Below are 23,803 nucleotides of genomic sequence, written 5' to 3' on the forward strand. Positions count from 1 at the left end.
GCAATACGCTGGTGGACAAAACGGTTAAATTATAGAAGAGCGGCAACGGACGCGAATGACATCAACGAACAATGAGAGGGGACATATTATGATTTCTTCATTCGAGGGCATTAATTTGTACACTAAGGATACGACGGCTATGGCCGAATTTTACAGTAAGGTACTGGGTGTTCCGATCCCTTTCGAGGGCTATGGTAATTTCAGCGGCGCCAAGATCGCATTTGATGGAGGTCAGCCCGGGATTATTATCTGGGACGCAACCAAGTGGGCCAATCTCACGACAGGGGTAGTCAACCTTGTATTCTCTTGCAGCAATCTCGACGAGACTTATGCGGAGCTTAAGGCCAGAGGGCTCGACTGTGAGCCTCCAGTTACAATGGAATACGGCGGGAAAGAGATGAACTTCTGTGATCCGGATGGCAACCCCATTACTCTGCTTGAGGGTGCATATTAGTACTTTTTTGCGTGCACGAACATACATCAGTCATTGATAGAGACAGTATCATATCGGTGAAAATAAAGATGTCGGCTATTGTACAGTCAGAGCAATCTGGCTGTACAATAGCCGGCTTTTATTGCTTTCAGTAGAAGGATTATGGCATCATTATCTTTAGATATTGACATTGATAATCATTATCAAATAGAATAAGTAAGAAATCTTTATTAGGATGTTTGATGAAACAGGAATAATACAGATATAAAGTTTGAGTAGGGAGGAACAGGTTCATGGCAAAAGTATTAGTAGCGTATGCCAGTCTTACTGGAAATACGGAAGAGATTGCTGAACTGATCGTAGAAGGAATAAACCAGGCAGGCGGAGAGGCTGTATTGAAATCGGTCACCGACTGTAACGCGGATGAGATAAAAGAATATGAGGGTGTATTGCTGGGGGCCTACACATGGGGCGACGGTGAGCTGCCGGATGAATTCCTTGATTTCTATGAAGAAATGGATGAGCTGAACCTGGCTGGTTTCAAGGCAGCGGCCTTTGGGAGCGGCGATACCGGGTATGAGATTTACTGCGGCGCTGTAGACACCATTGAGCAGAAGCTGAAAGAGCTGGGCGCAGAGATCGTGCAGGAGAGTCTGAAGATCGAATACGGGCCAAGTTCTGCCGAGAAGGATGCCTGCCGGCAGTTCGGACGCCAATTTATCGAAGCCTGCGCGGCGGTTTCATAGGGATGGGCCGGCTGGCAGGCAGTATGGCAGCAGGCATAGGCAGCGGACCAGTGACACAGTACAGCCGTCTGCATGACTACCGGATGGAGCATATTATGCTGGGTGGATCGGTAAAAGAGGGCAAGGGCGCTCTGGCGACGGGGCTTCCTCGCTGGCGGCAGCAGGTTCAATATGCAGTTGGGCATACGCTGAACGATTTCTACAGTCTTCGGCCTGAGGTACGCAGGGAGACCCCAATACAGTTTCTACTGGAGCGCCGCTGGCCGCCCAAGGGTGAGGCGTTTCCATCACTGCTGCATTATTGGGACGTCAAGACGACCATCTCCGATGAACTGACGCGGATTGTCTCTGTCAATCATCTGCAGGAAATCCCCTTGATGCTCTATGAGCAGTGGTTCGTTCCTGTCCCTGAATTAGAAGTCGACTTGTCGATGATCTTTCAGCTGGCCTGGAATTCCGGGACGTCGGGACGCAGCCTCAGTATACAGAAATTCATGGTCAACGGGAATGATGACGTGATCACAGGATTTCTACATATGGCCAACGTGTTCTGCAACCAAGCTTACGGTCAGCCGTTCGAGACGGTGGAAATCTATTCACTGCTGGATGGACGCAAGCACTCTTTCGATGGCGGGGCAATTTCCTATGCAGAATCCCTGGATTATGTGCGGTTGTTGTCGGTGTTTCTGGATCATACTGAGCTGGCAGACCGCGCCGTTTGCTCCAGCAACCGTAGGAACGACAAGAATGAGGATGTCTACGGACGGTTCGGATTGATGTAACAGAGCGTAGGTTTATGTTTTAATCATAAATCAAAGAACACCCTTTCTACCCGGTTCTAAGGCCAGGTTGGAAAGGGTGTTCTGCTTACATTCTATTCTTTAGCAGACGATATCAGCACAGGTTTACCCGATAAACCGATAATAGTCCTGCTTGTTCAAAATCACAAAACCGCAGCTTTCATACAGCTTCAGCGCATTGGGATTATCCAGCGCAACCTCTAGATTGATACCATTGTAATTACGCTGTTCGCGCTCAATCGTCTGCAGCAAGGCACTGCGTCCGATCCCGAGACCCCGCAGGGTCTTATCCACAGTAAAGCCATAAATCCAGGTCTCATTATTTTCTGTGTTCAGGCGCATCTTGCCAACTGGCCGCCCGTCAAGCTCAAGCATAATATGCTCTTCCGCGTCATCATGCTTGTTCAATTCGGCGGCTTCTTCCAGCGTCAAGCCGAAGCCATCGGCATCCAGTTGGTTGAGCAGGGAAGTCTCATCCGCACGTGCTGGACGCAGATTCACAGAGGTTCTCGCTGAACTGTCACCACCGCCATAGCGCTTGGCGGCTTCACCGTCCCATTTCATCTGGTATTCGGCATGACTAAAGGTAAGCGGCAGTGTAGCAAGAAAGGCTAACCCTGAGGTAGAGGCCCCAGGTGTATTCAGCAGAATCTTCTGGAGTCCTTTGGATTTGATGATATCCAGTGCCTGATTCCATAACTTGGTGAAAATCCCCCGCCGACGGTAGCCTGGACGGACCATGCCGCAGACCTCTACCTCGCTGCCGAAAGCATACAGCCCTATAAATCCGACGAGCAGCCCGTCCTCGTAGCTTACAAGCCATTCCGCGCCGCCGGGAGCAGAGCCTAAACGCAATGATTCCCAGTTCAGCTTCAGCGAAATGCCATCATGCTGCTCGCATTTTTGTTGCAGTTCTTCAATATCTTTCAATGTGTTGTTAGTAGTCAAACCCGTTCCCTCCAAGTGTGACGGTATCCCGCCCGATTATAGTTGTCCTTGGGAAACGGGGACCGGCCTTCAGGAAGACCGGCTTCCGTCTCCGCTCAGTACATCCTGATACTCAGGATGCTTCTTGAATTGATGCGCAGCATAGGAGCATTCCGGTACTATTTTCAAATTCTCCTCACGCGCTTTGTCCACGACAGCCTTAACGAGATTCTCTCCGGCACCTTGGCCGCGCAGCTCCTCGGAGACAAACGTATGGTCAATGACCAGATCTCCAGTGGTTTCATCTGCTTTATATGTAATCTCGGCAAGGTCTTTGTCGTCACCGGCAACAAAAAAACGACCTTCTCCATGTTGAATTTTCATCTTATTAATCATCCCCCAACAACTTGATGGCTACATATTACCACTTCTACTTTCAAAAAGCGATAGAAGAGCGCACGCAAAACCGAATGCTTGCGCGTTCGACGGGATATACAATAAGATAAAAGCACTAATCTGGCACTGAACAGAAGTTGCACAAGGAGGAACGCCCATGAATTACGAGGTTGAGGTTCAATTTGAACCTGTCTATGAATTGCTGAACAGCGTACATACGTTTATATGCAGGAAGTCCTACAAGAAGATTGATCTGGGCCAGGCTTGGGCGGCGGAAACGCGGAATATGCTGAGCAAGGAACTGCTGAACCTTCTGGACGAGACGGAACTGAATAATGATTGGAAGACGCTAAATCTGCTCATTTACCAGTGTCCCTGTAAGGATAGCGTGGAAAGTGTTCTGAACTGGATCGAAGGGTTGACGGTCGGAGAAATGTACGAGACCCTTTCGGAATATGTCACGGTGTTTCCCCTCCAGATGGAGGCGTTTCGCGGTAAAATGCTCTTTTTACTGAGAGAGTGGAATGCACAGTATTTCAGCCGGCAGAAGTCAGAGGTTATAGAGCGACTACAAAGTCATGCAGATCAGAAGCAGGAAGAACTGAAGATGTCGACCCCGGAGGATTTTATCAATCAGACAACGAACGGCTTTTATTTTAACCCCATTGACGGCCTTCAGAAGCTCGTGTTGATCCCGCAGTTTCATTTCCAACCAGCTAACATCATCTACCACTATGGCAAAATAACGATCTGTCATTATTCCGCACGGATTTCTCTGGCCGAGGAGGAAGAACTGTCCCCATTCATGTACCGGGCCATCCGCAGTTTGGGGGAGAAGAGTCGTCTACGGATTCTGCAATCCGTTAGTGGACAACGCAAAACTTTTACCGAAATCGTCAAGGATGCCGGTATTTCCAAGGGAATTGTCCATGATCATATTTTTAATCTGCGCTGCGCAGGTCTGCTGTACGCTTATATTGACGGAGAGAACGTGACAACTTATAGCCTGCGTCTGGACGGGCTGCACAAGATGAACGAGCAATTGCTGGAATATTTAAAATAATATCTTTTTCTATGCACAAGAGGGCGCCATGAGGCGCTCTTTTTGCTTTATCTGGAAGATGTTTAAATATTTAAATTCTTTATAAACAGAAAAAATATTAAGTTCTCTATTTACAGAACTCGTTTTCCTTTCTATAATGTGAACTATCGGTCTTTAATCATACTTAGTAGGTAGGAATAATAGTTATTGCCGAAAACCACAGAAAAAAACAGGAGATGAGTCCATGAAACAACGATTGATGCTGATCACTTCACTATTGCTTGCCGGTTCACTGCTGCTGTCCGCTTGCGGAGGCAACAATGCCAATACGGCCGGAAACGATGGTGCTAAAGGGAATACGGGAACAACGAATACAGGTACGAATCAGACAGCAAGCTCGAATACCCCGGGGGCAAATGTGGTGCCTGCTGGTGCGCTGAGCGAACCGTTCACGGCCACCGATTTGTCCAAGCTTCCGGCTACCGCGCAGAAGCGCAATGATACGATTATTGTTGGCTTGACCGATCCGAGCGGGGCGTTCACCCCTTATTTTCAGCAAAGCGGATATGACGGGAACGTCTCTTCCTTGCTCTATGCCTCACTTGTAACGGTGGATGATAAAGGTGTGCCTACACCGGAGCTGGCGGAGAGCTGGGATGTCTCAGAGGATGGACTTACATACACTTTTCACCTTCGTAATGATCTGAAGTTCAGCGATGGCTCGCCATTGACCGCGGATGATGTGGCCTTTACCTGGACGATTCAATATGACAAAGCTTATGATGGCGGCTCCCAGTTGCCAACGCTGAATGTGAAGGGCGGCAAAGCTTACAAGGAAGGTACGGCCCAAAGCATCGAAGGCATTAAGATCATTGATCCACAGACGATCTCAGCTACACTTGAAACACCCAACGCGACAGCGCTGGTAACCTTGGGCTCGAACGTACTGTCGAAAGCCTACTATGGCAAGGACTACAAGTTCGGTCATCTGGAATATATCAAGAAGTTGCATGAGCATCCGCTCGGCGACGGTCCTTACAAGCTGGAGAAGTTCATTCCGGGGCAGGAAGTCCGCTTTGTCGCCAACGAGAATTATTTTAAAGGAAAACCTAAAACTGAACATTTTATCTACAAAACTACCGAAGGCGATGTTTGGCAGTTCCTGGAGACCGGGGAAGTGGACTACGCCGCGTTCAGTGCAACAGAAGAGAATATCGAGAAGCTGAAGGCTCTGGGATTTGTTAACATCATTCCTTATACTCCAAGCACCTATGGTTATATGCAAGTCAATTTGAAGCATGAGCAGTTAAAAGATAAGCTGGTGCGTCAGGCAATTGTCTACGGTCTGGACCGGCAAAGCATCTATGTTGATGCAGCTCAGGGCGCAGGCTCTATCGCCAATATTCCGGCTTCGCCGATCTCTTGGGCTTATACGGAAGAAGGCATCAATCCTTACAAATATGATCCGGAAAAAGCAAAACAGCTGCTTGATGAAGCAGGCTGGAAAGCAGGCGCGAATGGCATTCGCGAGAAAGATGGCAAGCCACTGTCGATCCATTACCTGGGCTCGAAGAGCAAGAACACGGATATTTTTATCGCTGTAGCCAAAGAGAACTTTGCAGCCATCGGCATTGATTTCCAGCCGGAGGTCTTCGCAGACTTTAACTCGCTGGTGTCCAAGGTGGAGGGCGGGGATTATGATCTCGTCACCTTCTCCACGCCGATGCTGACCGATCCGTCAGAAGCCTTCATGCAATTCTTCAATGGAGAAGTCACGGATTACGATAATCCGAAATTCACGGAACTGTACAACAAAGCGCTAGCGACCACGGATATTGAACAGCGTAAGGCGGTTTACAAAGAGCTGTACCAGCTTGTTAATGACGAGCTGCCGATTATTTTCACCAACTACAAGAAGACAGTGTATGCCTATAACGGCCGCATCGGTAATCTCACCGTCAGTCCGTACATCGGGCTGGCCGGCAGTTTGCCGGAATGGACCCTGAAATAAAACAGCAAACGTCCCCTGCTTGCACCATTTCGGGCAGGGGACATTTGATAAGGAGCCTGTCATGAGCACTTATTTAACTAAACGATTACTGTACATGATCATTATTCTATTCGGAGCTTCGCTGCTGATCTTCTGTCTGTATGCCTCGACACCCGGGGATTTCATCACCGGTAACATTAAATTGACCGCGGAACGCAAAGCCGAGCTGCGAGAAATCTATGGTCTTAACAAGCCAGTGTTAGAACGCTATGGACTCTGGATGAAGAACGCGCTGCACGGTGACTTCGGCTACTCGCTGGCTCAGCAGAAGCCGGTGCTGCAGCTGTTTAATGATTACATCTGGAATTCATTTTTGCTGGCCGCAGTATCCACGTTTCTGACCTGGTTGATTGCGGTCATTATCGGCGTAATCTCAGCCTACAAGCAGTATTCCTGGTTCGATACGCTGGTGATGGTGGCGATCTTTGCGGCGATGTCACTGCCGTCCTTCTTTATTGGCCTCTTCCTGATCAAGATTCTGGCTGTCGACCTGAAATGGCTGCCGCCGGGCGGAATCATAACGACAGGCAGCAACGCCACCGGGTGGGAATACATCAAGGAAGTCGTGACGCATATGGCGCTGCCGGTTATCGTCATGACGCTGCTGGGTCTCGGCTCGCTGACCCGCTATTTCCGCAGCAATATGGTTGATGTGCTGAAGCAGGATTATATCCGCACAGCCCGGGCCAAAGGCCTGAAGGAACGCAAGGTGCTGTTCACGCATGCACTTCGCAATGCGCTGCTCCCAGCCATTACACTGGTCGGCTTCGAGCTTCCGGCACTGTTCGGCGGGTCGCTAATTATCGAGAAGATTTTCAATTGGCCTGGTATTGGCCAGCTGTACATGCAGTCCTTCGGGCTAAGGGATTATCCTCTGCTGATGGGCTTTACGATGTTTATTGCAATATTAACCGTAATTGGAACGCTGCTATCGGATTTGCTCTATCGCATTGCCGATCCGCGCGTCCGGTTGCAGTAAGGAGGGGACTACATTGGCTGTTAACAGTAGTTTAGCTCCGGTACGCCGGGCAGGGGCAGCAAGCGGGAAATCCTCTTTATTCAGGCAGTCTATGCGGAGGCTTCTCCATAATAAGCTGGCGATCTCCGGATTTGTGGTTGTCCTGTTCATGTTCGCGCTGTGTTTTGCGGGCCCGCTATTCTCCCCTTATACAGACAATAAGATCAATATGGCGATGATGAACAAGGCACCCAGTCTGAAGCACTGGCTCGGGACTGATGCCCTGGGAAGAGATATTCTGACCCGTGTCATGCAGGCCGGGCGCATCTCTCTTACAGTTGGGCTGGCCTCTATGGTCTTGTCCGTCTTTATTGGCGCCCTTCTGGGGGCGATAGCTGGGTATTATCGCGGAGTCGCTGATCAGATTATCATGCGTGTCGCCGATCTGTTACTGACCGTTCCCAGTCTGCCGTTACTATTCATCTTCGGCGCGTTGTTGTCGGAGTGGAAAATTCCGACGGATTATCGCATGTATATCGTCATGCTGATGCTCAGCATCGTGAACTGGCCGGGCATGGCCCGGATGGTCAGAGGTCAGATGCTGAGCTTGCGTGAGCGTGAGTTCATGCAGGCAGCCGTTGTGCTGGGCCTCCGTGACCGGCGCAAGCTGTTCAATCATCTGCTGCCGAATATCATTCCGCTGCTGATTGTTATGGCCACGCTCAATATCGGCGGGGCGATACTTAGCGAATCGGTGCTCAGCTTCTTTGGCCTGGGCGTTATGCCGCCTACGCCAACCTGGGGCAACATGATAGATGCCGCGAACAACATGATTGATTTTCAACAGCGTCCATGGCTGTGGATTCCGCCGGGACTCTCGATTTTTGCCACAGTAATTGCCATTAACATATTCGGAGACGGTCTCAGAGATGTGCTGGACCCGAAACAGAAGAGGTAGGTGACCAGCATCATGAATAACGTAATACGCATAGACGGTCTCAGCACGCACTTCTTCACAGAAGATGGGGAGGTTAAAGCCGTCGATGGCGTTAGTTTCCGGGTACGAGAAGGAGAGACAGTCTGTGTTGTCGGTGAGTCCGGCTGCGGGAAAAGCGTGACTGCGATGTCCATTATGGGACTTGTCGAGTCACCAGGCGGCAGAGTCACCAGCGGTAGCATTGAGTTTCAGGGTGAAGACCTGCTGCAACTGGATAAGCATACACTACGCAGTCTGCGTGGTCATGAGCTTGCGATGATCTTTCAGGAGCCGATGTCTTCACTCAATCCGGTGATCAAGATCGGGGAACAAATCATGGAACCACTGCGGGTTCATCTGAAGTTGAATAAGAAACAGGCGCGCGCTAGAGCTATCGAGCTGATTAGCCAGGTTGGTATTTCCCGGCCCGAACAGATTGCGGATAGCTATCCGCATGAACTAAGCGGGGGTATGCTGCAACGGATAATGATCGCCATTGCAATTTCCTGTGGTCCGAAGCTGCTCATCGCCGACGAGCCGACCACAGCGTTGGACGTGACGATTCAAGCACAGATTTTGGACATGCTGCGACAGTTCAAAGCCGACTCAGGCATGTCCATTCTGTTGATTACGCATGACCTTGGCGTGGTAGCGGAGATGGCCGACTATGTGATCGTGATGTACGCTGGCAAGATCGTAGAAGAGGGTGAGGTCGTGGAATTGTTCAGCAATCCCAAGCATCCGTACACTCGGGGATTGCTCAAATCCAAGCCGGTGATCAACCAGCGGCAGGAAGAACTGTACTCTATTCCGGGACAGGTGCCGAATCCGCTGGAGCTTGCACCCTCTTGTTATTTTCATGATCGCTGTGAACACTGTATGCCAGTATGTCGCAGCAAGCAGCCTGTACTGCAAGACGTTGGCAATGGACAAAAGGTGTCTTGCTGGCTCTATGAGGAGGCGTTAGTCCATGCCTGAGGCACTGCTGGAAGTCAATCATTTAAAGAAGTATTTTCCGATTACGAAAGGTCTGCTTAACCGCACAGTGGGTCAGGTGAAGGCTGTGGATGACATAAGCATCCGGCTGCAGCCAGGGGAGACCTTCGGATTGGTCGGAGAGTCTGGTAGCGGCAAAAGCACGGTTGGCCGCACCATTCTCCGCCTGACGGAGAAGACGGCTGGCGAGGTCAAGTTCAAGGGGATAGATATCCACGCCCTGCCGCCTGAAGAGCTGCGCGGGCTGCGGCCCAAGATGCAGCTGATCTTCCAGGACCCGTACAGTTCACTGAATCCGCGGGTACGGGTAGGGGATGCCATCGGCGAGGCGCTGCTGGATCATGGTTTATGCTCCGCCAGCGATGTACGTGATTTGGTGCTGGAAGCACTGGAATCCTGCGGATTATCATCGTACCATATCGACCGTTTCCCGCATGAATTTTCTGGTGGGCAGCGGCAGCGGATCGGCATTGCGCGGGCGCTGATACTGAATCCTGAGCTGATCATAGCTGACGAGCCGGTCTCTGCACTGGATGTATCCATTCAGGCTCAGATCATTAACTTGTTCAGCAAGCTGCAGCAGAGTCGGGGATTGACGTATTTGTTCATCTCCCATGACCTTAGTGTCGTGGAGCATTTATGCTCGACTATCGGCGTAATGTACCTTGGCTCCATGGTCGAGACGGCATCCCGGGACGAACTGTTCCGTCATCCGCTGCATCCCTATACCAAGGCGCTGCTGTCAGCGGTGCCGATCCCGATTCCGAAGCTGAAGCGGGAACGAATTGTGCTGAAGGGCGATATTCCGAGCCCGGCGAACCCGCCGTCCGGCTGTAAATTCCATACGCGCTGCCCCTTCGCGGAAGAGGTCTGCCGCTCGCAGGTTCCCGTCTTCAGGGATGCCGGAGGCGGACATTTTGTAGCGTGTCATCTGGTTTAGGACTATCATAAAAATAGTTCCAATAAAAGGTACAAAAATGTAGTAGTTTCATCTTCCCTGTGAAAAAAATGATACAATGGGTTTCATTACCTATGACAGGGGATGGAGAGACATGACGGTGACGCTTGCAAAGGCTGTGGAGTCAGATGCGGAGGCTCTTCACAACATTCAAATTCAAGCTTTTCTGCCTTCGTTGGAAAAATACGAGGATATGGATACCAGTCCTGCCAATGAAGGCATTGAAAAGACGATCGGCAGAATTACAAGTCCTCAGGGCGGATTTTATAAAATAGTGCTTGATGACGTGCTTGTTGGAGGCATTCGTGCGACTTGGAAGGAAGAAAAGACCCGGATGTGGCTGGGGCCATTTTTTATTCTTCCTGCATACCAGGGAAAGGGAATAGCCCAAAGAGTGCTTAATTTGATCATGGAGATGTTCCCGCAGGCCGCTGTTTGGGAGCTAGCAACGATTGCTGAGGAAGAACGCAACTGTTGGCTGTATGAAAAAATGGGCTTCGCAAAGACGGGGGAGTACACGCAGCTAAATGATAAAGCAACGTTGGTCTTTTACCGGCGGATAGGGTAATCGCTCAGTGAGTAACCCGTTTATTCGGGGCTTTACTCGAAGCTAGGGAGAAGCCGAATGATATTATTTTGGATATTTTTATCATTTATGACTTTTTTGACTTGTATCATCCGCAGTGCTATACTGGTTCCCATACAGGCAAATATGGTTAATAAGAGACTGATTAGACATACATATCTAATCGGTCTTTTTTTAAATCCCTACTCAGGAGGAATTGTAATGAATACAACAGTACGTTTGACCGAAAGATCCGGCAAGGCCGCTTCCCAGCGGCGTAAAGGCTTTGTACCGGTCGTTGTCTACGGTGCAGGTTCAGATACTCACTCCTTTTCTGCGGATGCAAAAACGATCAACGAAATTCTAAGCAAAAATCCGCGAGCAATCCTGAAGCTGGAACTACCAGGTGCGGGCGCCAAAAATGCCGTGATTCAAGAAGCACAACGTCAGCCACTATCGCGCAGTTTGCTGCATGTGGATTTTCAACAAATTGATATGAAGGCAGAACTGGATACCAAGGTTGCTTTTCATTTTACAGGAGACCCGGCTGGTGTGAAGAACGGGGGCGTGCAGCAGATAGAGCTGTATGAACTGGATATTCGCACACTGCCAGATAAATTGACTGCAACATTCGATGTGGACATCAGCGGCCTGGAGATCGGGGATCAGCTGTTAGTCTCTGACCTGCCGAAGCATGAGGGCTGGGAAGTGCTGACACCGGAAGATACACTAATCATCCGGATCGCACCGCCGGTAGCTGCCGAGGCGCCAGCCGCCGAAGAAGCGGGTGAAACGGCTGCAGACGCTACTGCTGAGGTCAAAGCCGAGGAATAGGACAGGCACTGAGCGCGTGTCTTAAGTGGATTTGAATTACAAGAGCAGGCAAAATCCTTCCGGGAATTGTCTGCTCTTTTTTGTCACTATGCATAGTACGCTTTATGGATGATTATAAAAAATGAAAGGCTTCATAATCGTGAAGGCTATTATGCGCTTGTTCACAGTACATCTCTACTACCTGTAGCACTTGGTGCTAAAAGTCTGGATATACTTGTTCATATCACTCCTGAACGACTCTGTATAGCTCTGCTCCGTATATTCTCCAATCACCTCACGCCAGAATAAGATCGCGGCTTCATTGGAGGACATCTGGGCCACTTTCCAGTTAGCCTTGAAGGAATCAAAGGCCAGTTGTGCTGCTGCTCTTCCCAGCCCCTGTCTCCTGAACTTTCGGAGAATCATAAAATCATAAATAACATGAGTAGGATCAGGATCTATATCCTGATTCTCGAATAACACAACCAGAAATCCGGCAATATGGTTCCCGGAGGTAATGAAGTATGGATTCCAGCGGGAATCTCGCCAATAATGCTCCAGGGAGATGTCATACAGACCACTTTCATTGATCTCCTCCCCAGTGAATGAACTGAAGTCATGATGATATAACTGATAGAGGTTATTCAGTACGTTTTGTTTATCTTCTGGTACAGGGAGTAACTGAACCACTCTCATTCCTCCGATAGAAGTCTGTGACTAATTAGACCTGTCTCTAAAAGGGCCGTCCAAACATCCGGTAAGATCCTCGAAGTGGTGCATAACCTAGGCGCCGATTGATCTTCAGGATCGGTGCGTTAGTGGAATCGTTGTCTGTGCGGATATAATCTGCACGGACTTCTCTCGCAAGGTGAACGGCTTTGAGCTTAAGTCCCAGCCCAACTTTGCGGCCGCGATAGGCGCGGCTCACCCCGGTATATTCGTGATACATGCCATTGGTCTGCTTTTTGTGCAGTACATTGGATACACCAATGTATTTGTCGCTATCGACAGCAATAATCACCTGTTCCGGTGCATAGCCGTCAACCATCAAATTCCATTTGCGCCATTCCTCAATAACGGGAAAATCACCGGTATATCCCGGAATATCAAACGCAGTTTCCTTATAAAGCTCATAAAGCTTCTGCTTGGAGACTTCGCCGGGTTCTTCCGCGAGTGTGGTGAAACGCAGACCCGATTGTTCCAGCGATAAAATGACGCTTTCCTCGTCAAGGTGTTCCCAGTCAACCTTCGCGATGTCCAGCACGGATTGAAAAATATGCCGCTCCTGCTCAAAGCCCCGATGTGCAGCAAAGCTAAGAGAATCCGGTTTATCGTCCCAGACCTGGGCGACAAGGGTGGAGGCTCCAATCTGGCGGCCCCACTCAAGGGCATGATCCAACAGCTTTTGCCCGATTCCCTGCCGACGGTGCTGTTCGGCTACGACCATCAGATTCACCAGTTGGCCCGCCTCCGTCCAGGGCGCACGCCAGCAATAGACATACCCCAGAATTTCATTCCTGTCATTCACCGCAACATGGCGGGTTCGGTCATAGCCTGCAAGCAGCCCATTTTCATCTTTATAGGTATCACCAACCTCGTAGAGTTTAGCATCATCTTCCGCAAGCTGCTGGGCAGTGGTTGGCTCCGCCCACTCCGTATTAAGCAATTTGGCCAGTCCGGTATAATCTTCCGGCAATTGTAAAGGCCGCAGTGTAATCGACATTGTGTTGCCCCTTTCGTTCCTTCTCGCTTTTGTTGTTTTCAATTGTTCATTTTAAATAGATCTGCGATTTCTTCTCTTATTATGGCAGGTCCAAAAGAAGGAATATATGGAAAAAACCGATATAACAAACTCTACCCCTCCCGCAATCTATACATTGAACTTAAGATACTAACCTAAGGATCGGCGTCGTTCTGGTGAAGCTTGGACTTTCGGTCGCTGTTGTCTCCAGATTTCTTTTGTTTAACCACTTGTAACGGTTGAAATCCGGAGACAAAGGGAGTACTCCTTAAGGTATCCATAAAATCAGCCTCTGGGCGGAGGCTTCTCCGTACTGTTCTGGTATAGAATCAGGATGGAAAAAGGCAGGGAACGTGAGTAGTTCAAACATTCACTGGGGGAACGAACGAGTCTTAAGTAAGGAACTTGAGTTCGACCTCTATAGATTTTAGATTTACAACGTAACAGTGTTATGTTACGATGATCGCGAGGAGTGATCAAGATGGAAGAAGATCTGATATCCAAGAAGGATTTGCTGGATTTAACCGGCATATCATACGGCCAGCTCTACCGCTGGAAGCGGAAGCAGCTGATTCCTGAGGAATGGTTTATCCGCAAATCAACCTTTACTGGGCAAGAAACCTTTTTTCCCAGAAAGATGATTCTGGCCCGTATCGATAACATCGTAAGCATGAAAGACGACCTCTCGTTGGATGAGTTGGCAGACAAATTATCTTCACCCCCGCCGATCAGCAAGGCAGCTGTGTCCGCAAAAGAATTACTGGAACGTAACATCGTTTCGAGTTTGGTGCTGGATCGGTTTGGCAAGCAGCCGAAAGCGGAGGGGAATTACACATTTGATGAAGTGATGTATCTGTTCACTGTTGATAGCCTGCTCAGTAGAGGAGAGATGAGCCTTGAAGAAGGTGACTTACTCTTCCGTACCTTGTTGGAGAATTCTTCGAGATTGGAAGGGAAGGCATGGGAGCTGTTTTTTGTCCGCAAAATGGGCGTGACGTCTTTCCTTCTGTCAATTGCACCTGCTGAGCTGATCTTTGATGAAGGAGTACGGCTTGTCAACAGGATCACTGTAGCGAATCTAATGGAGCAGTTAAGAGGAAAGCTTAATTAATGGAGGGAATGAGCATGGTGAAGCAACCTGGCGATTTGGTCATTGCTGGCGTAGGGGGGGCCTCCGGTGGTACTTACGATACAGTTAGGATTGATGGCGTAGGTACCGTTAACGGTTCGGTGGAGGCACGGATTGTTAAAGGGAATGGACATATTCATCTGAAGGGTGATCTTCGGGCAGAAGAACTGGAATGCAACGGAAATATGAATGTTAAAGGAGGTCTGACGGTCGAAAGTCTCAAAGCAGAAGGGATGCTTCGTATCGGAGGCGCCTTGCGGGGTGAATCCTGTATGCTCAATGGTGTGATCAGCACGAAGGCAGATTGTGAGCTAGAGGAATTGACTGGTGAAGGGGCATTTACGGTGAATGGTCTGCTGAGCGCGGGGCATGTGGATTTTGTCCTGCATGGACCGGGCAAGGCCAATGAGATTGGTGTCGAAAGTCTTGTGATTCGTCAGAACAATCAGGGCGCGTGGAACAGGCTGCTGGGAGGAGTGTTTCCTAAACTCAAGCCGGAGCTGAACGTCAGGACTATTGAGGGTGATTTCATTGATTTGGAATACACTAATGCTGATGTTATCAGAGGAAATATTGTCATCATCGGCGAGGGCTGCACAGTCGGAGCCGTGGAATATCGTTCACAGTTAACCGTACATCCGGGAGCCAGAGTAGGAAGGGAGGAGAAGATCGGTGTCTGACAAAACTACGCTTAGCAACCTCAGTATGGTGGGTACTAGCACTTCAGGGGGAGGTTCCTTCCTGAACGTCAAAGTGACAGGTGAGTGCCAATTCAATGATGCTGTAGACTGCCGGAGATTGAGTCTGACTGGTAATGTAAGGGTAGATGGTGACCTGCAAGCGGAGAAGCTGAAAGTGACAGGTGAGCTTGCTGTAGCCGGGGGGCTTGCAGGACAGTCCTTGCGCGGAACCGGCGAGGTCAAAGCAGCTTCAGCTCGAATCGAGCACATAGATTTCAGTGGAAGCCTTGTGGTAAATGGTGATTGTGAAGCAGAGCAGCTGCAGATTTCCGGTGCAGCAGAGGTGGAAGGCTTGCTCAGCGCAGAGCGGCTGCAGATCAACTTGTTTGGACCCGGCAGTGCCCGGGAGGTTGGCGGCGGTACTGTTGTCATCAAGCAAAACAAGGCAGGCAAGCTGCTTAACTTTATAAAAGCGAAGCAGGATGTTATTTTCAGAGCGGGTCTGATTGAAGGGGACAATATAGAACTACACTGTACAGTAGCTGATACTGTCCGAGGTGGGTCAGTGATCATCGGTCCCGATTGTGTAATTCAGACGGTGGAATACCGGGAGACGCTAGAGATTCACAAGAATGCCTCGGTGAAGCAACAGGTGAGAATCTGACAGGCTGCTCAGAGCTATATAGTTTTGTGATATACAGAAATTAAGGAGTGGAAAAGATGAGTGCAGCCAAATCGCCCAATCTGGGCATTGTAATCGCAGGATTGCTGCTAGGAATATTGATGGCTTCAATGGACAGCACGATCGTTGCAACGGCTATGGGCAATATTGTTGGGGAACTAGGGGGAATGGACAAATTTGTCTGGGTAACCTCCGCATATCTCGTTGCAGAAATGGCAGGTATGCCGATCTTTGGCAAGCTGTCAGATATGTATGGCCGGAAGAAGTTCTTTATTTTCGGAATTATTGTTTTTATGGCGGGCTCAGCCCTGTGCGGGACAGCTAGTACGATTACTGAGCTTGCGGCCTATCGGGCTGTTCAGGGGATCGGTGGCGGAGCCCTGGTTCCGATTGCTTTTGCGATTATGTTCGATGCCGTTCCGCTGGAGTCGCGCGGCAAGCTGGGCGGGGCTTTTGGTGCGGTGTTCGGCTTGTCGAGTGTGTTTGGCCCACTGCTGGGCGCGTACATTACAGACCATATCGCCTGGCAATGGGTATTCTACATTAATCTGCCGCTGGGACTGATCGCTTTTGTGATGGTGGTGTTCTTTTACAGAGAATCGCATGAGCATTCCAAGCAGCCGATCGACTGGTTAGGTGCAGGTACATTGCTTGGGGCGGTTATCTCCTTGATGTTCGCACTGGAGCTTGGCGGCAAGCAGTATGCTTGGGATTCATCGGTGATTCTGGGATTATTCGCAGTGTTTGCCGTGTTAGCAATTGTGTTCCTGTATGTGGAGACGAAGGCTGCTGAGCCGATTATCTCGTTTGCACTGTTCAAAAAGCGGTTGTACGCCTTCAGTATCCTGAGCGCATTGTTTAGCGGGGCGGCATTTATTGTGGCTTCTGTGTATATCCCAATCTTTATTCAGGGGGTTATGGGCGGTTCTGCGACGAATTCGGGGATGGTATTGCTGCCTATGATGGTTGGTTCTGTAGTTACAGCAACAACGGGAGGCTTCCTGATGTCAAAAGTAAGCTACCGCAGCCTGCTGATTCCTACCCTTGCGCTGTTGGTGGTGGGAACAGGGCTTGTGGCGACACTTACGCCGGATGCCTCACGTCTGCTAGTGACCGTTTATATGATCCTGATCGGTCTTGGCATCGGAGCTTCCTTCTCGGTGCTGAGCACAGCAGCGATTCACGGGCTGACAGCCCAGCAGCGCGGCTCAGCTAGCGCAACGCTTAATTTCCTGCGTTCGCTGGGGATGACTGTCGGCATTACCAGCTTTGGCATTATCCAAAGCCATTACTTCACCGGCAGCTTGACCAGCATGTTCGCCGGGGGCGCGGGAGCTCCAGCCGGGGCGCTGGATTTCAAAGACCCGCACTCCCTGCTATCGCCAGAAGCCCGAGCGATGATCCCACCTGAAATCTTGTCCAAGATTACAGAAGGATTATCCTCTTCCATCGCGCATACCTTTGCTTGGGCAATGATTCCGGCTGCCCTGGCCCTATTGGCTTCCTTCTTCATGGGCCGGCAGAAAATGGATGCCTCGGCAGCCGGGGACTCGGCGGTGTCCGGGCACTAGTAGTTCGTTAACAGAGAGTGAGGGGGGCCGCCCCCTTGGTTCGGGTCTATCCCTACCGGTTAACTTTGAATCGGAGAACGGTCTTTAGCTTGTCGGGGCGGGTTCTGCGGGCATCCGTCAGGTAAATTTCCCTATGGGTCTTGGAGGCACGTTTCAGCCCATTCCGCATACAGTAGTCCTCCATAGCTGCAAAGCTTTCCGGCTCATTGTCATACGATCCGGAATGGAGCATTTGTACACTCAGGCCATCTTCGACCTTGCCGAAGATGGCCTTTTCCATCAACACATGCGGTTTGGTCTGCTTTACGATCTCCAGAATTTGCGCTGCTAAGTCCTCAGTGACAAACTCTGGCTGCCTGATCATCAATGTATACAGCAGCTCGTCTTTATCCAGAACATCTTTCTCTCTTCCCTCTTGAGTGAGATCCCAGACACCTTCCAGCGGAAAGACAGAGTAATCGTAATAGCTTTCGGTTAACAGCTTTCCTTTTTTGGGGAGCATTTTAGCGGCATAGGCGAGGGAATAGAGCACGCCTACCGTCTCGGAGAATAAGTCACTGTTGGGATTACCGCATCCTTCCAGCATAAAATAATTAAAGCCGGGAACCGTGACCAGCTCCGGTTTCGCTAGTGGCAGGTAGAAGGATTTGTCTTGTTTCTTCCATTCGTATTTCATCTGAATAGCGCCTCCTTTTGAGGTAGAATAGCACAGGCAACTGGACAGCACAGTGTCATGTTTGGAATGGACGGATTCAAACAAAATAAGCCCCTGCCTTAGATTCCGGCAGAAGCTTATTTTTTTTAAGTTAAGATTATATAAGGTGAACTCAAGATTCGAACGTAAAGCGCGGTCGTCACTGTGATGGAACGTTTGGAATTCCGGTCGCCATGCTCTCCAGATAACTCTTTATAAACCACTTTCTACATATAAACGCATTAAAATAACGAACAAAGCTTAGAAGTTATTCCTAGAGTGTAATTAACGTCATTTTTGTACCTTAAATTCACTGCAACTCAGGGTAAATGGGAATTAAGTGCAATATTGTACCTTAATTCTTCCAGAATTCCCTGTTTAGCATACTTTTTCGAAAATTAAGATACAAAAATGCCCTTATTTGCTTCCTTTACCTATTTTCAAGAAAAATAAGGTGCAAAAATGCACTTAATTGGGAAGCGGACCATTTTACACTGTTAAGACGACTGGGAAGACGAAAGACGAAAGACGAAAGACGAAAGACGAAAGAAGAAAGACGGAAGAAGGAAGAAGGAAGAGGGAGGAGAGAAGACGGATGGGAGATCAGTGCCGCCCTCAAACCTCAAACCTCAAACCTCAAACCTCAAACCTCAAACCTCAAACCTCAAACCTCACTCCATCTAAATCATGAGTTTAGTCTCTTTTTTCTCAATTGGCACTCTAAAAGTGCTACTTATTTACTTCCAGTAAGAGCATTAACAACATCGTCGACTTTCAGACCGTCTGCAATAGGACCGTTAAGCGCCCAGTGGCGTGCGGATACCTGATGGACATTGCCTTTTTGGACAGCGGGAATGCTTTTCCAGATGCTAAGCTTTTCCACTTCTGCGGCTTCGCGTACCGATTGCTGAAATTCTTCTTCACTGGACATAGAAGCACCGTAATCCATAAAGAGATAATCGGCTGATAGTTTAGGGAGCACTTCGAGCGACAGCATGGTGCCACCCCACGTATCCGTAGTGGTGGAGGCAATTTTCAATACCTCTGGGTCTGGCTTCAGTCCTAGCTCGTTATACAGCATTGAGGTCCAGGCATATTCCGGGAAATCCAACTCAACATCTTTGGTGCTAGGACGGATAAAAGCTACAGTTTTGTTCTCGCCGACAGCCTGCTTGATGGTAGCTTGGGCCTGTTGAACCTTGTCTTGGAAGTCTTTCAGGACACTTTGGGCTTTATCTTCCTTATCAAGTGCTTTGCCGATTTCGAGAATGCCAGTCTGCCAGTCATCACGGATAAAGGCAATGGTCGGAGCGATTTTGCTCAATTGCTCGTAGCCCTGTTCGTCGGTCATGTATTTGTTCATAATGATCAGGTCAGGATCGGCAGCCGTGATGGCTTCCAGATTAATATCGAAGGAGCTGTTGATGGCGATTCCTTTGTCCTTGAGCTGTTTGTCCAGATAATAACCATCTGTGCTAAAGGCTTGAACCATTGGGACGTCAAGAGAGAGCAGCATGTCCTCCATTCCAATAGAAACAATCCGTTTAGGGTGCGCAGGGATAACAGACTCACCAAACTCATGCTTGATGGTCTTCGGCTGGTCCTTATCTGCATTAACATTAGATCCAGTCTGCTCATTAGTGCTACTCGGTTCCACAGTAGTTTGAGCAGTGGATGCAGGCTCATTATTTCCCTTGCTATTAGCGCTGCTGCTATTATTGGCTCCGCATGCGGTCAGGGTAAGAGTAAATACAATCACCAACCCCATCCATAGTAAGGACACCGGAGATTTCCCGCGTTTAGGGGGAACTTTACCGGATGTAAATCTCGAAAATAAACTGTAATGCATTTGTATTCCTCCACATTCTCATTTGATAATCATTATCATTAATGAGGAGTATATCGCAATCTTTTGCCTCTGTATATTCACTATCGTGCTGTATTCTCAGAAATGAGCGCACAAAAACAAATGGGTGTGTTATCCAACAGAATCATAGGTGTTGTTATCCAACAGAATCAAAGTTGTTATTATCCAATAGAATCCTAGGTGTGTTATCCAGGAGGAGCTTGTGATCCCAAGCCGTGTACTCGATCCAAGGATATACCCAGGAGGAATGTCCTGGTAAACGGTGTACCGCATGATGCTGCACAGCAAGTAGTGTAGTCCAATGCTCCGACAGTTGGAGTTTGTCCCACAACAGGCGGGAGGCGGGGTTATCGTCCACACTGACAATCATTCTGTCTGCATCATAGTTAGTTAGCTGCCAGTCTTCGATTGCTTCGAACCATTCAATGCCATTAACGAGGGGAGCCGGAGTGATCTGCAGATCATCATACAACACGGTCATGGCTTTGCGCCCCAACACAAATAGTCCGTCGGTGGCAATCTTCAGTACCAGCACTTTATCGTCTTTAACGACAGGTTGGATCTGCTCGTGGACGGATCGTGCTTGAGAATCGTAACGTTCAAGCCATTGCTCGCCTTCATGGGTTCGACCCAGAGCTTCGGCCACCAACAGCAGGTGTGTCCGCCAATCGGCGCTCATCCAGGGAAGCAGCAGAACAGGCGCGATTTCCTGCAATCGTTGTTCTTCCTCTGGAGAAATGGTGCTGTCCAGACCAATAATGAGATCAGGTTGGGCTTGTCTAAGCACGCTGCGATTGAATTCATACTCATGCCCAAGCTGAATGATAACATCGCTGCCGTATTGTCGCCGGTAATCATCCGTCCAGTAATGGTCCATAGGAGCGGCATAAGGGATGGTCTGTAACGGAAGCAGGTGACCCAAGATTGGCCAGCTGTATGCTGCCACTTTGCATGCCCGGTTGCGCAAATAGGCGGCTGGAGCCAGGCCGACTTGCTTCTTGAAGACGGTACGGAAATAAGACTCGCTCTGAAAGCCGACCTTTCCGGCAATCTCATGGATAGAATATTCACGTTTCAACATGAGCTGTTTGGCATGATGCAAGCGGATTCCCGTGAGGTATTCGCCAATGCTTTTTCCATAACGTTCCCTGAATATTCGCATTAAGTGGTAGCGGCTGATCCCGGAAGCTACAGCTAGGCGCTCAATCGTGATTTCCTCGGAGTAATGGCGGTCGATCTCTGCTTTGACTTTGGATAGCAGTTTCACCGTCTCTTGTCCCTGGTACTCTATGATCAACGCCAGTAATTCATGAAAAACAGCCTGGGCGCGCATCTTGTCTGCCAGACTTTCACTGAGCCAACTACGGTGTATTTGACCACATAAGGCTGGAGCCGCTGGTATCCGGGATTCCTCCTCCAAGCCCCCACTTTGTGGGTTCTCAGCTGTATGCAGATCTATCACTGCAGGGTTAGTACTTCCCATTTCAAAATACAATAAGTACAGCGGGTGCCCCTCTTCTGAGGTGACGCCAATCTCCACACTCTGCCCGGGCCGGCAGACCACTACCATGCCTGAATACGTTGCGAGAGCCTGTCCGTCTACCACGATTCTGTTCCATTCGCTGCCGGCAATGATTAGCAGATGTCGATCGGTAAGCTCTCTTCGATAAGACCAATAGTCTCTGCTGTAGCCGACCGATTCTATGTTGACTAGCTTGTACCATGTACGGCGTAATACCTCGTCAGGGTCCCCGGTTATATGATCTTGTTTGGTAAACATGTCAGGGCACCTTCCTAATGAAACTTACTTTTATATATGAAGTATTTTAATTGATAATCATTATCATCGTCAAACCTTAAGCAGGGAATTATAGGTCTGACAGGGGGGCAGAAAGGCTCAAATTTCTTTATCAAAAAGATTTATCGTTCGTGTTTGGCGTTACTTGAATGTTTTGTTTGCCTTTTTTCTTGCCCAAAACACAATAATTATGTATAATGACATTAAATATTGATGTGATTGTACGATATTCTGTTGTTGAAGGTGGTTTCATGGCAGAACTGGACAGCAATGAGAACAAGAAGAAGATGTGCCAGATCTACAATGAGCTTTCCAAGGAATTGTTTGGTTTCGGGACGACCCTGCTCCGCGTAACTCTCGATCAGCGGGTCATTACCTTTCACGCCAAGCACCGCCGTTCTCCCCGTTCTTCTGCACTGGAAGGCGAGGCGCCGGAGCTTAAACAGGAAGTGGACTTTCGAATGTCGCTCCTGTTCAAGAAGAAGTTCCAGGAAAGATTAGAAGAAGAGATGGGCCTAAAGATTGAGGTTCTGCTGAGAGATTACGATGCACGAACCCAATGGGCCTTTACGAACATGATTTTGGCTGAAGATTAAAATACCTATCCGGATTTTTGCTTTTGATCTATCTTAAGCGAAGACCGTCTTTCTATAACGGGTAGCTCTTTCCTTTGTTTAAACGGAGAAAAGTGTTCTTGTTCCTACAAGAATACTTTTCTTTTTTTATGAGAAAAAATGGGAAACATAGAATTTAATTATGGTTAGGAGGTGCTGTCAACATCGCCGGGCGCCCGAAATACGGGCTGAAATGACCGATTGTCAACGTGAATTATGAGATTTAAGCCATATTATCTTTATACACACACATCAGGGAGGTCTATTGGATTATGAAAAAGATTTGGGGAACAGCACTTGCACTTACACTTACTGCGGCACTGACCGCTTGCGGATCGTCGGGAAGCAATTCCGCTACTACAGCTAACGGCACTAACAGCGGAACTGCTGCAAACAATGGGAAATCAGGAGCACCCAAGGAATTGGTAATCTCCACATGGGGCTTCTCGGAAGATTTCTTCAAGGAAGCAGTGTACGCACCTTTTGAGAAAGAACACAACGTCAAGATTGTCGTGGAGATTGGTAACAACGCTGAGCGCCTGAACAAGATTCGTCAGGGTAGCTCCAACGTTGACGTTATTTATCTGTCTGATTACTACGCACAGCAAGGTATTAATGAAGGACTGATTGATACCATCGATACCGCTAAGGTGCCTAACCTTGAACATCTCTATGATATTGCCAAAGCTCCACTCGGTGAGGGCTACGGTCCTGCTTACACGATAGGACGTCTCGGTATTGCCTACAATCCGGCTTTGGTTAAGGGTGAGATCACATCGTGGAAAGATCTTTGGACGGCCTTTGATCGCAATCTGACACTTCCGGCGATTACGGCGACTGCAGGACCGATGATGGTAGATGCAGCTTCTGTCGTTGCTGGCAGCACTGACTTCAATGAAGACCAAGCCTTTGCCAAGCTGAAAGAAGTTAACCCGAACGTGATTAAATATTACAGCCAGACTTCCGAATACGTGAACATGTTCAGCCAGGAGGAAATTGCCGGAGGACCGATTATGGAGATGTACTTCAAGGATCTGCAAGCCGCAGTACCGGATGCGAAGTTCGTGGCTCCATCTGAAGGTGCATTTGCTGTTATGAACACTATCAACGTAGTTAAAGGTACAGATAACAAGGAATTGGCCGAAGAATTCATCAACTGGCAGCTGAGCAAGGAAGTTCAAGAGAAATCCGCTAAGGCCAAGGTTGATTCCCCGGTAAACACTGAAGTTGTTCTGAACGAAGAGGAAGCCAAGGGCGTAACTTACGGCGCGGATGTTGTGGGCAAGCTGCGTAAACTGGATATGAAATTCGTCAACGATAACATTAAAGCTTGGACTGATCGCTGGAATAAAGAGATCGGTGGTTAA

Annotated in this window: 24 protein-coding genes; 17 read left to right on the forward strand and 7 right to left on the reverse strand. The window is 48.9% G+C overall.

Going from position 1 to position 23,803, the window contains the following annotated elements; genetic code table 11:
- The first annotated feature begins 88 nt into the window (after nucleotides 1-88).
- From ACFORK_RS04480 to ACFORK_RS04490, 3 genes are all read left to right on the forward strand, one after another.
- Complete coding sequence (locus ACFORK_RS04480; protein WP_379196099.1) at nucleotides 89-454, forward strand: VOC family protein; 366 nt, start codon at nucleotides 89-91, stop codon at nucleotides 452-454.
- Between the two features lie 272 nt (nucleotides 455-726).
- Entirely contained in the window at nucleotides 727-1,179 is a 453-nt protein-coding gene (locus tag ACFORK_RS04485; RefSeq protein WP_379196101.1) for a flavodoxin, read from the forward strand.
- A gap of 2 nt (nucleotides 1,180-1,181) precedes the next feature.
- Nucleotides 1,182-1,961 (forward strand): hypothetical protein, encoded by a 780-nt coding sequence (locus ACFORK_RS04490; RefSeq protein ID WP_379196103.1) that lies wholly within the window; start codon nucleotides 1,182-1,184, stop codon nucleotides 1,959-1,961.
- A gap of 123 nt (nucleotides 1,962-2,084) precedes the next feature.
- Here ACFORK_RS04490 and ACFORK_RS04495 read toward each other — a convergent pair whose 3' ends face one another.
- Together ACFORK_RS04495 and ACFORK_RS04500 are read right to left on the reverse strand one after the other, a co-directional pair.
- The gene (locus ACFORK_RS04495) at nucleotides 2,085-2,927 is read right to left on the reverse strand and encodes a GNAT family N-acetyltransferase (protein ID WP_379196105.1); all 843 of its coding nucleotides are present in this window, start codon (nucleotides 2,925-2,927) and stop codon (nucleotides 2,085-2,087) included.
- Between the two features lie 69 nt (nucleotides 2,928-2,996).
- On the reverse strand, nucleotides 2,997-3,290 hold the full coding sequence (locus ACFORK_RS04500) for a GNAT family N-acetyltransferase (RefSeq protein WP_379196107.1): 294 nt from the start codon (nucleotides 3,288-3,290) through the stop codon (nucleotides 2,997-2,999).
- Nucleotides 3,291-3,459: 169 nt separating this feature from the next.
- Here ACFORK_RS04500 and ACFORK_RS04505 point away from each other — a divergent pair, with 169 nt between their 5' ends.
- The 8 genes from ACFORK_RS04505 (at nucleotide 3,460) to ACFORK_RS04540 (ending at nucleotide 11,681) form a co-directional block, all read left to right on the forward strand.
- The gene (locus ACFORK_RS04505; protein WP_379196110.1) at nucleotides 3,460-4,365 is read left to right on the forward strand and encodes an ArsR/SmtB family transcription factor; all 906 of its coding nucleotides are present in this window, start codon (nucleotides 3,460-3,462) and stop codon (nucleotides 4,363-4,365) included.
- Nucleotides 4,366-4,588: 223 nt separating this feature from the next.
- Nucleotides 4,589-6,355 carry an ABC transporter substrate-binding protein gene (locus ACFORK_RS04510; protein WP_379196112.1) on the forward strand — a complete coding sequence of 589 codons (1,767 nt, stop codon included), beginning with the start codon at nucleotides 4,589-4,591 and terminating at the stop codon, nucleotides 6,353-6,355.
- A 61-nt stretch (nucleotides 6,356-6,416) separates the two neighbouring features.
- Complete coding sequence (locus ACFORK_RS04515; protein ID WP_379196114.1) at nucleotides 6,417-7,373, forward strand: ABC transporter permease; 957 nt, start codon at nucleotides 6,417-6,419, stop codon at nucleotides 7,371-7,373.
- 13 nt (nucleotides 7,374-7,386) lie between these two features.
- Nucleotides 7,387-8,310, forward strand: a complete 924-nt coding sequence (gene opp4C, locus ACFORK_RS04520; protein WP_379196116.1) for an oligopeptide ABC transporter permease — start codon at nucleotides 7,387-7,389, stop codon at nucleotides 8,308-8,310.
- A 12-nt stretch (nucleotides 8,311-8,322) separates the two neighbouring features.
- Nucleotides 8,323-9,306: an ABC transporter ATP-binding protein gene (locus tag ACFORK_RS04525; protein ID WP_379196118.1), complete on the forward strand. Its 984-nt coding sequence runs from the start codon at nucleotides 8,323-8,325 to the stop codon at nucleotides 9,304-9,306.
- Nucleotides 9,299-10,264: an ABC transporter ATP-binding protein gene (locus tag ACFORK_RS04530; protein WP_379196121.1), complete on the forward strand. Its 966-nt coding sequence runs from the start codon at nucleotides 9,299-9,301 to the stop codon at nucleotides 10,262-10,264. Before ACFORK_RS04525 ends, ACFORK_RS04530 begins: the two co-directional genes overlap by 8 nt.
- A gap of 112 nt (nucleotides 10,265-10,376) precedes the next feature.
- A complete protein-coding gene (locus ACFORK_RS04535; protein WP_379196123.1) occupies nucleotides 10,377-10,850 on the forward strand; it encodes a GNAT family N-acetyltransferase in 474 nt (157 codons plus the stop codon).
- A gap of 219 nt (nucleotides 10,851-11,069) precedes the next feature.
- Complete coding sequence (locus ACFORK_RS04540; RefSeq protein ID WP_379196126.1) at nucleotides 11,070-11,681, forward strand: 50S ribosomal protein L25; 612 nt, start codon at nucleotides 11,070-11,072, stop codon at nucleotides 11,679-11,681.
- 177 nt (nucleotides 11,682-11,858) lie between these two features.
- Here ACFORK_RS04540 and ACFORK_RS04545 read toward each other — a convergent pair whose 3' ends face one another.
- Nucleotides 11,859-12,356, reverse strand: a complete 498-nt coding sequence (locus ACFORK_RS04545) for a GNAT family N-acetyltransferase (protein WP_379196128.1) — start codon at nucleotides 12,354-12,356, stop codon at nucleotides 11,859-11,861.
- A gap of 37 nt (nucleotides 12,357-12,393) precedes the next feature.
- Nucleotides 12,394-13,383, reverse strand: coding sequence for a GNAT family N-acetyltransferase (locus tag ACFORK_RS04550; protein ID WP_379196130.1), 990 nt, complete (start codon nucleotides 13,381-13,383; stop codon nucleotides 12,394-12,396).
- A 499-nt stretch (nucleotides 13,384-13,882) separates the two neighbouring features.
- Here ACFORK_RS04550 and ACFORK_RS04555 point away from each other — a divergent pair, with 499 nt between their 5' ends.
- Genes ACFORK_RS04555 through ACFORK_RS04570 form a run of 4 tightly spaced genes read left to right on the forward strand, consistent with a single transcriptional unit; the run spans nucleotide 13,883 to nucleotide 17,463 of the window.
- Nucleotides 13,883-14,512 carry a YhbD family protein gene (locus ACFORK_RS04555; protein ID WP_379196132.1) on the forward strand — a complete coding sequence of 210 codons (630 nt, stop codon included), beginning with the start codon at nucleotides 13,883-13,885 and terminating at the stop codon, nucleotides 14,510-14,512.
- 14 nt (nucleotides 14,513-14,526) lie between these two features.
- Nucleotides 14,527-15,210, forward strand: a complete 684-nt coding sequence (locus tag ACFORK_RS04560; RefSeq protein ID WP_379196134.1) for a hypothetical protein — start codon at nucleotides 14,527-14,529, stop codon at nucleotides 15,208-15,210.
- Nucleotides 15,203-15,874: a polymer-forming cytoskeletal protein gene (locus ACFORK_RS04565; protein WP_379196136.1), complete on the forward strand. Its 672-nt coding sequence runs from the start codon at nucleotides 15,203-15,205 to the stop codon at nucleotides 15,872-15,874. The genes ACFORK_RS04560 and ACFORK_RS04565 overlap by 8 nt, the downstream gene beginning before the upstream one ends.
- Nucleotides 15,875-15,930: 56 nt before the next feature.
- Nucleotides 15,931-17,463, forward strand: coding sequence for an MFS transporter (locus tag ACFORK_RS04570; protein ID WP_379196138.1), 1,533 nt, complete (start codon nucleotides 15,931-15,933; stop codon nucleotides 17,461-17,463).
- A 52-nt stretch (nucleotides 17,464-17,515) separates the two neighbouring features.
- On the opposite strand, the gene ACFORK_RS04575 is transcribed toward ACFORK_RS04570, so the two are convergent.
- The 3 genes from ACFORK_RS04575 to ACFORK_RS04585 all read right to left on the reverse strand — a co-directional run bounded on the left by ACFORK_RS04575 (nucleotide 17,516) and on the right by ACFORK_RS04585 (nucleotide 21,804).
- On the reverse strand, nucleotides 17,516-18,139 hold the full coding sequence (locus ACFORK_RS04575) for a GyrI-like domain-containing protein (protein ID WP_379196140.1): 624 nt from the start codon (nucleotides 18,137-18,139) through the stop codon (nucleotides 17,516-17,518).
- A gap of 751 nt (nucleotides 18,140-18,890) precedes the next feature.
- The gene (locus ACFORK_RS04580) at nucleotides 18,891-20,006 is read right to left on the reverse strand and encodes an ABC transporter substrate-binding protein (protein ID WP_379196143.1); all 1,116 of its coding nucleotides are present in this window, start codon (nucleotides 20,004-20,006) and stop codon (nucleotides 18,891-18,893) included.
- Between the two features lie 154 nt (nucleotides 20,007-20,160).
- The gene (locus tag ACFORK_RS04585) at nucleotides 20,161-21,804 is read right to left on the reverse strand and encodes a helix-turn-helix domain-containing protein (RefSeq protein WP_379196145.1); all 1,644 of its coding nucleotides are present in this window, start codon (nucleotides 21,802-21,804) and stop codon (nucleotides 20,161-20,163) included.
- A gap of 269 nt (nucleotides 21,805-22,073) precedes the next feature.
- Here ACFORK_RS04585 and ACFORK_RS04590 point away from each other — a divergent pair, with 269 nt between their 5' ends.
- Nucleotides 22,074-22,418 (forward strand): DUF2294 domain-containing protein, encoded by a 345-nt coding sequence (locus ACFORK_RS04590; RefSeq protein WP_379196147.1) that lies wholly within the window; start codon nucleotides 22,074-22,076, stop codon nucleotides 22,416-22,418.
- A 290-nt stretch (nucleotides 22,419-22,708) separates the two neighbouring features.
- The gene (locus ACFORK_RS04595; RefSeq protein WP_379196149.1) at nucleotides 22,709-23,803 is read left to right on the forward strand and encodes an ABC transporter substrate-binding protein; all 1,095 of its coding nucleotides are present in this window, start codon (nucleotides 22,709-22,711) and stop codon (nucleotides 23,801-23,803) included.

The sequence above is a fragment of the Paenibacillus sp. GCM10012306 genome (genome assembly GCF_042649265.1).
Classification (GTDB): Bacteria; Bacillota; Bacilli; order Paenibacillales; family Paenibacillaceae; genus Paenibacillus_AQ.

What these genes read in the sequence shown, in the direction of transcription:
- ACFORK_RS04505 (WP_379196110.1), top strand. Translation starts at nt 3,460, where the DNA reads ATGAATTACGAGGTTGAGGTTCAATTTGAACCTGTCTATGAATTGCTG.
- ACFORK_RS04555 (WP_379196132.1), top strand. Translation starts at nt 13,883, where the DNA reads ATGGAAGAAGATCTGATATCCAAGAAGGATTTGCTGGATTTAACCGGC.
- ACFORK_RS04585 (WP_379196145.1), bottom strand. Translation starts at nt 21,804, where the DNA reads ATGTTTACCAAACAAGATCATATAACCGGGGACCCTGACGAGGTATTA.
- ACFORK_RS04500 (WP_379196107.1), bottom strand. Translation starts at nt 3,290, where the DNA reads ATGAAAATTCAACATGGAGAAGGTCGTTTTTTTGTTGCCGGTGACGAC.
- ACFORK_RS04570 (WP_379196138.1), top strand. Translation starts at nt 15,931, where the DNA reads ATGAGTGCAGCCAAATCGCCCAATCTGGGCATTGTAATCGCAGGATTG.
- ACFORK_RS04525 (WP_379196118.1), top strand. Translation starts at nt 8,323, where the DNA reads ATGAATAACGTAATACGCATAGACGGTCTCAGCACGCACTTCTTCACA.
- ACFORK_RS04540 (WP_379196126.1), top strand. Translation starts at nt 11,070, where the DNA reads ATGAATACAACAGTACGTTTGACCGAAAGATCCGGCAAGGCCGCTTCC.
- ACFORK_RS04485 (WP_379196101.1), top strand. Translation starts at nt 727, where the DNA reads ATGGCAAAAGTATTAGTAGCGTATGCCAGTCTTACTGGAAATACGGAA.
- ACFORK_RS04515 (WP_379196114.1), top strand. Translation starts at nt 6,417, where the DNA reads ATGAGCACTTATTTAACTAAACGATTACTGTACATGATCATTATTCTA.
- ACFORK_RS04510 (WP_379196112.1), top strand. Translation starts at nt 4,589, where the DNA reads ATGAAACAACGATTGATGCTGATCACTTCACTATTGCTTGCCGGTTCA.
- ACFORK_RS04560 (WP_379196134.1), top strand. Translation starts at nt 14,527, where the DNA reads ATGGTGAAGCAACCTGGCGATTTGGTCATTGCTGGCGTAGGGGGGGCC.
- ACFORK_RS04590 (WP_379196147.1), top strand. Translation starts at nt 22,074, where the DNA reads ATGGCAGAACTGGACAGCAATGAGAACAAGAAGAAGATGTGCCAGATC.
- ACFORK_RS04550 (WP_379196130.1), bottom strand. Translation starts at nt 13,383, where the DNA reads ATGTCGATTACACTGCGGCCTTTACAATTGCCGGAAGATTATACCGGA.
- ACFORK_RS04580 (WP_379196143.1), bottom strand. Translation starts at nt 20,006, where the DNA reads ATGCATTACAGTTTATTTTCGAGATTTACATCCGGTAAAGTTCCCCCT.
- ACFORK_RS04480 (WP_379196099.1), top strand. Translation starts at nt 89, where the DNA reads ATGATTTCTTCATTCGAGGGCATTAATTTGTACACTAAGGATACGACG.
- ACFORK_RS04490 (WP_379196103.1), top strand. Translation starts at nt 1,182, where the DNA reads ATGGGCCGGCTGGCAGGCAGTATGGCAGCAGGCATAGGCAGCGGACCA.
- ACFORK_RS04575 (WP_379196140.1), bottom strand. Translation starts at nt 18,139, where the DNA reads ATGAAATACGAATGGAAGAAACAAGACAAATCCTTCTACCTGCCACTA.
- ACFORK_RS04535 (WP_379196123.1), top strand. Translation starts at nt 10,377, where the DNA reads ATGACGGTGACGCTTGCAAAGGCTGTGGAGTCAGATGCGGAGGCTCTT.
- ACFORK_RS04545 (WP_379196128.1), bottom strand. Translation starts at nt 12,356, where the DNA reads ATGAGAGTGGTTCAGTTACTCCCTGTACCAGAAGATAAACAAAACGTA.
- ACFORK_RS04595 (WP_379196149.1), top strand. Translation starts at nt 22,709, where the DNA reads ATGAAAAAGATTTGGGGAACAGCACTTGCACTTACACTTACTGCGGCA.
- ACFORK_RS04530 (WP_379196121.1), top strand. Translation starts at nt 9,299, where the DNA reads ATGCCTGAGGCACTGCTGGAAGTCAATCATTTAAAGAAGTATTTTCCG.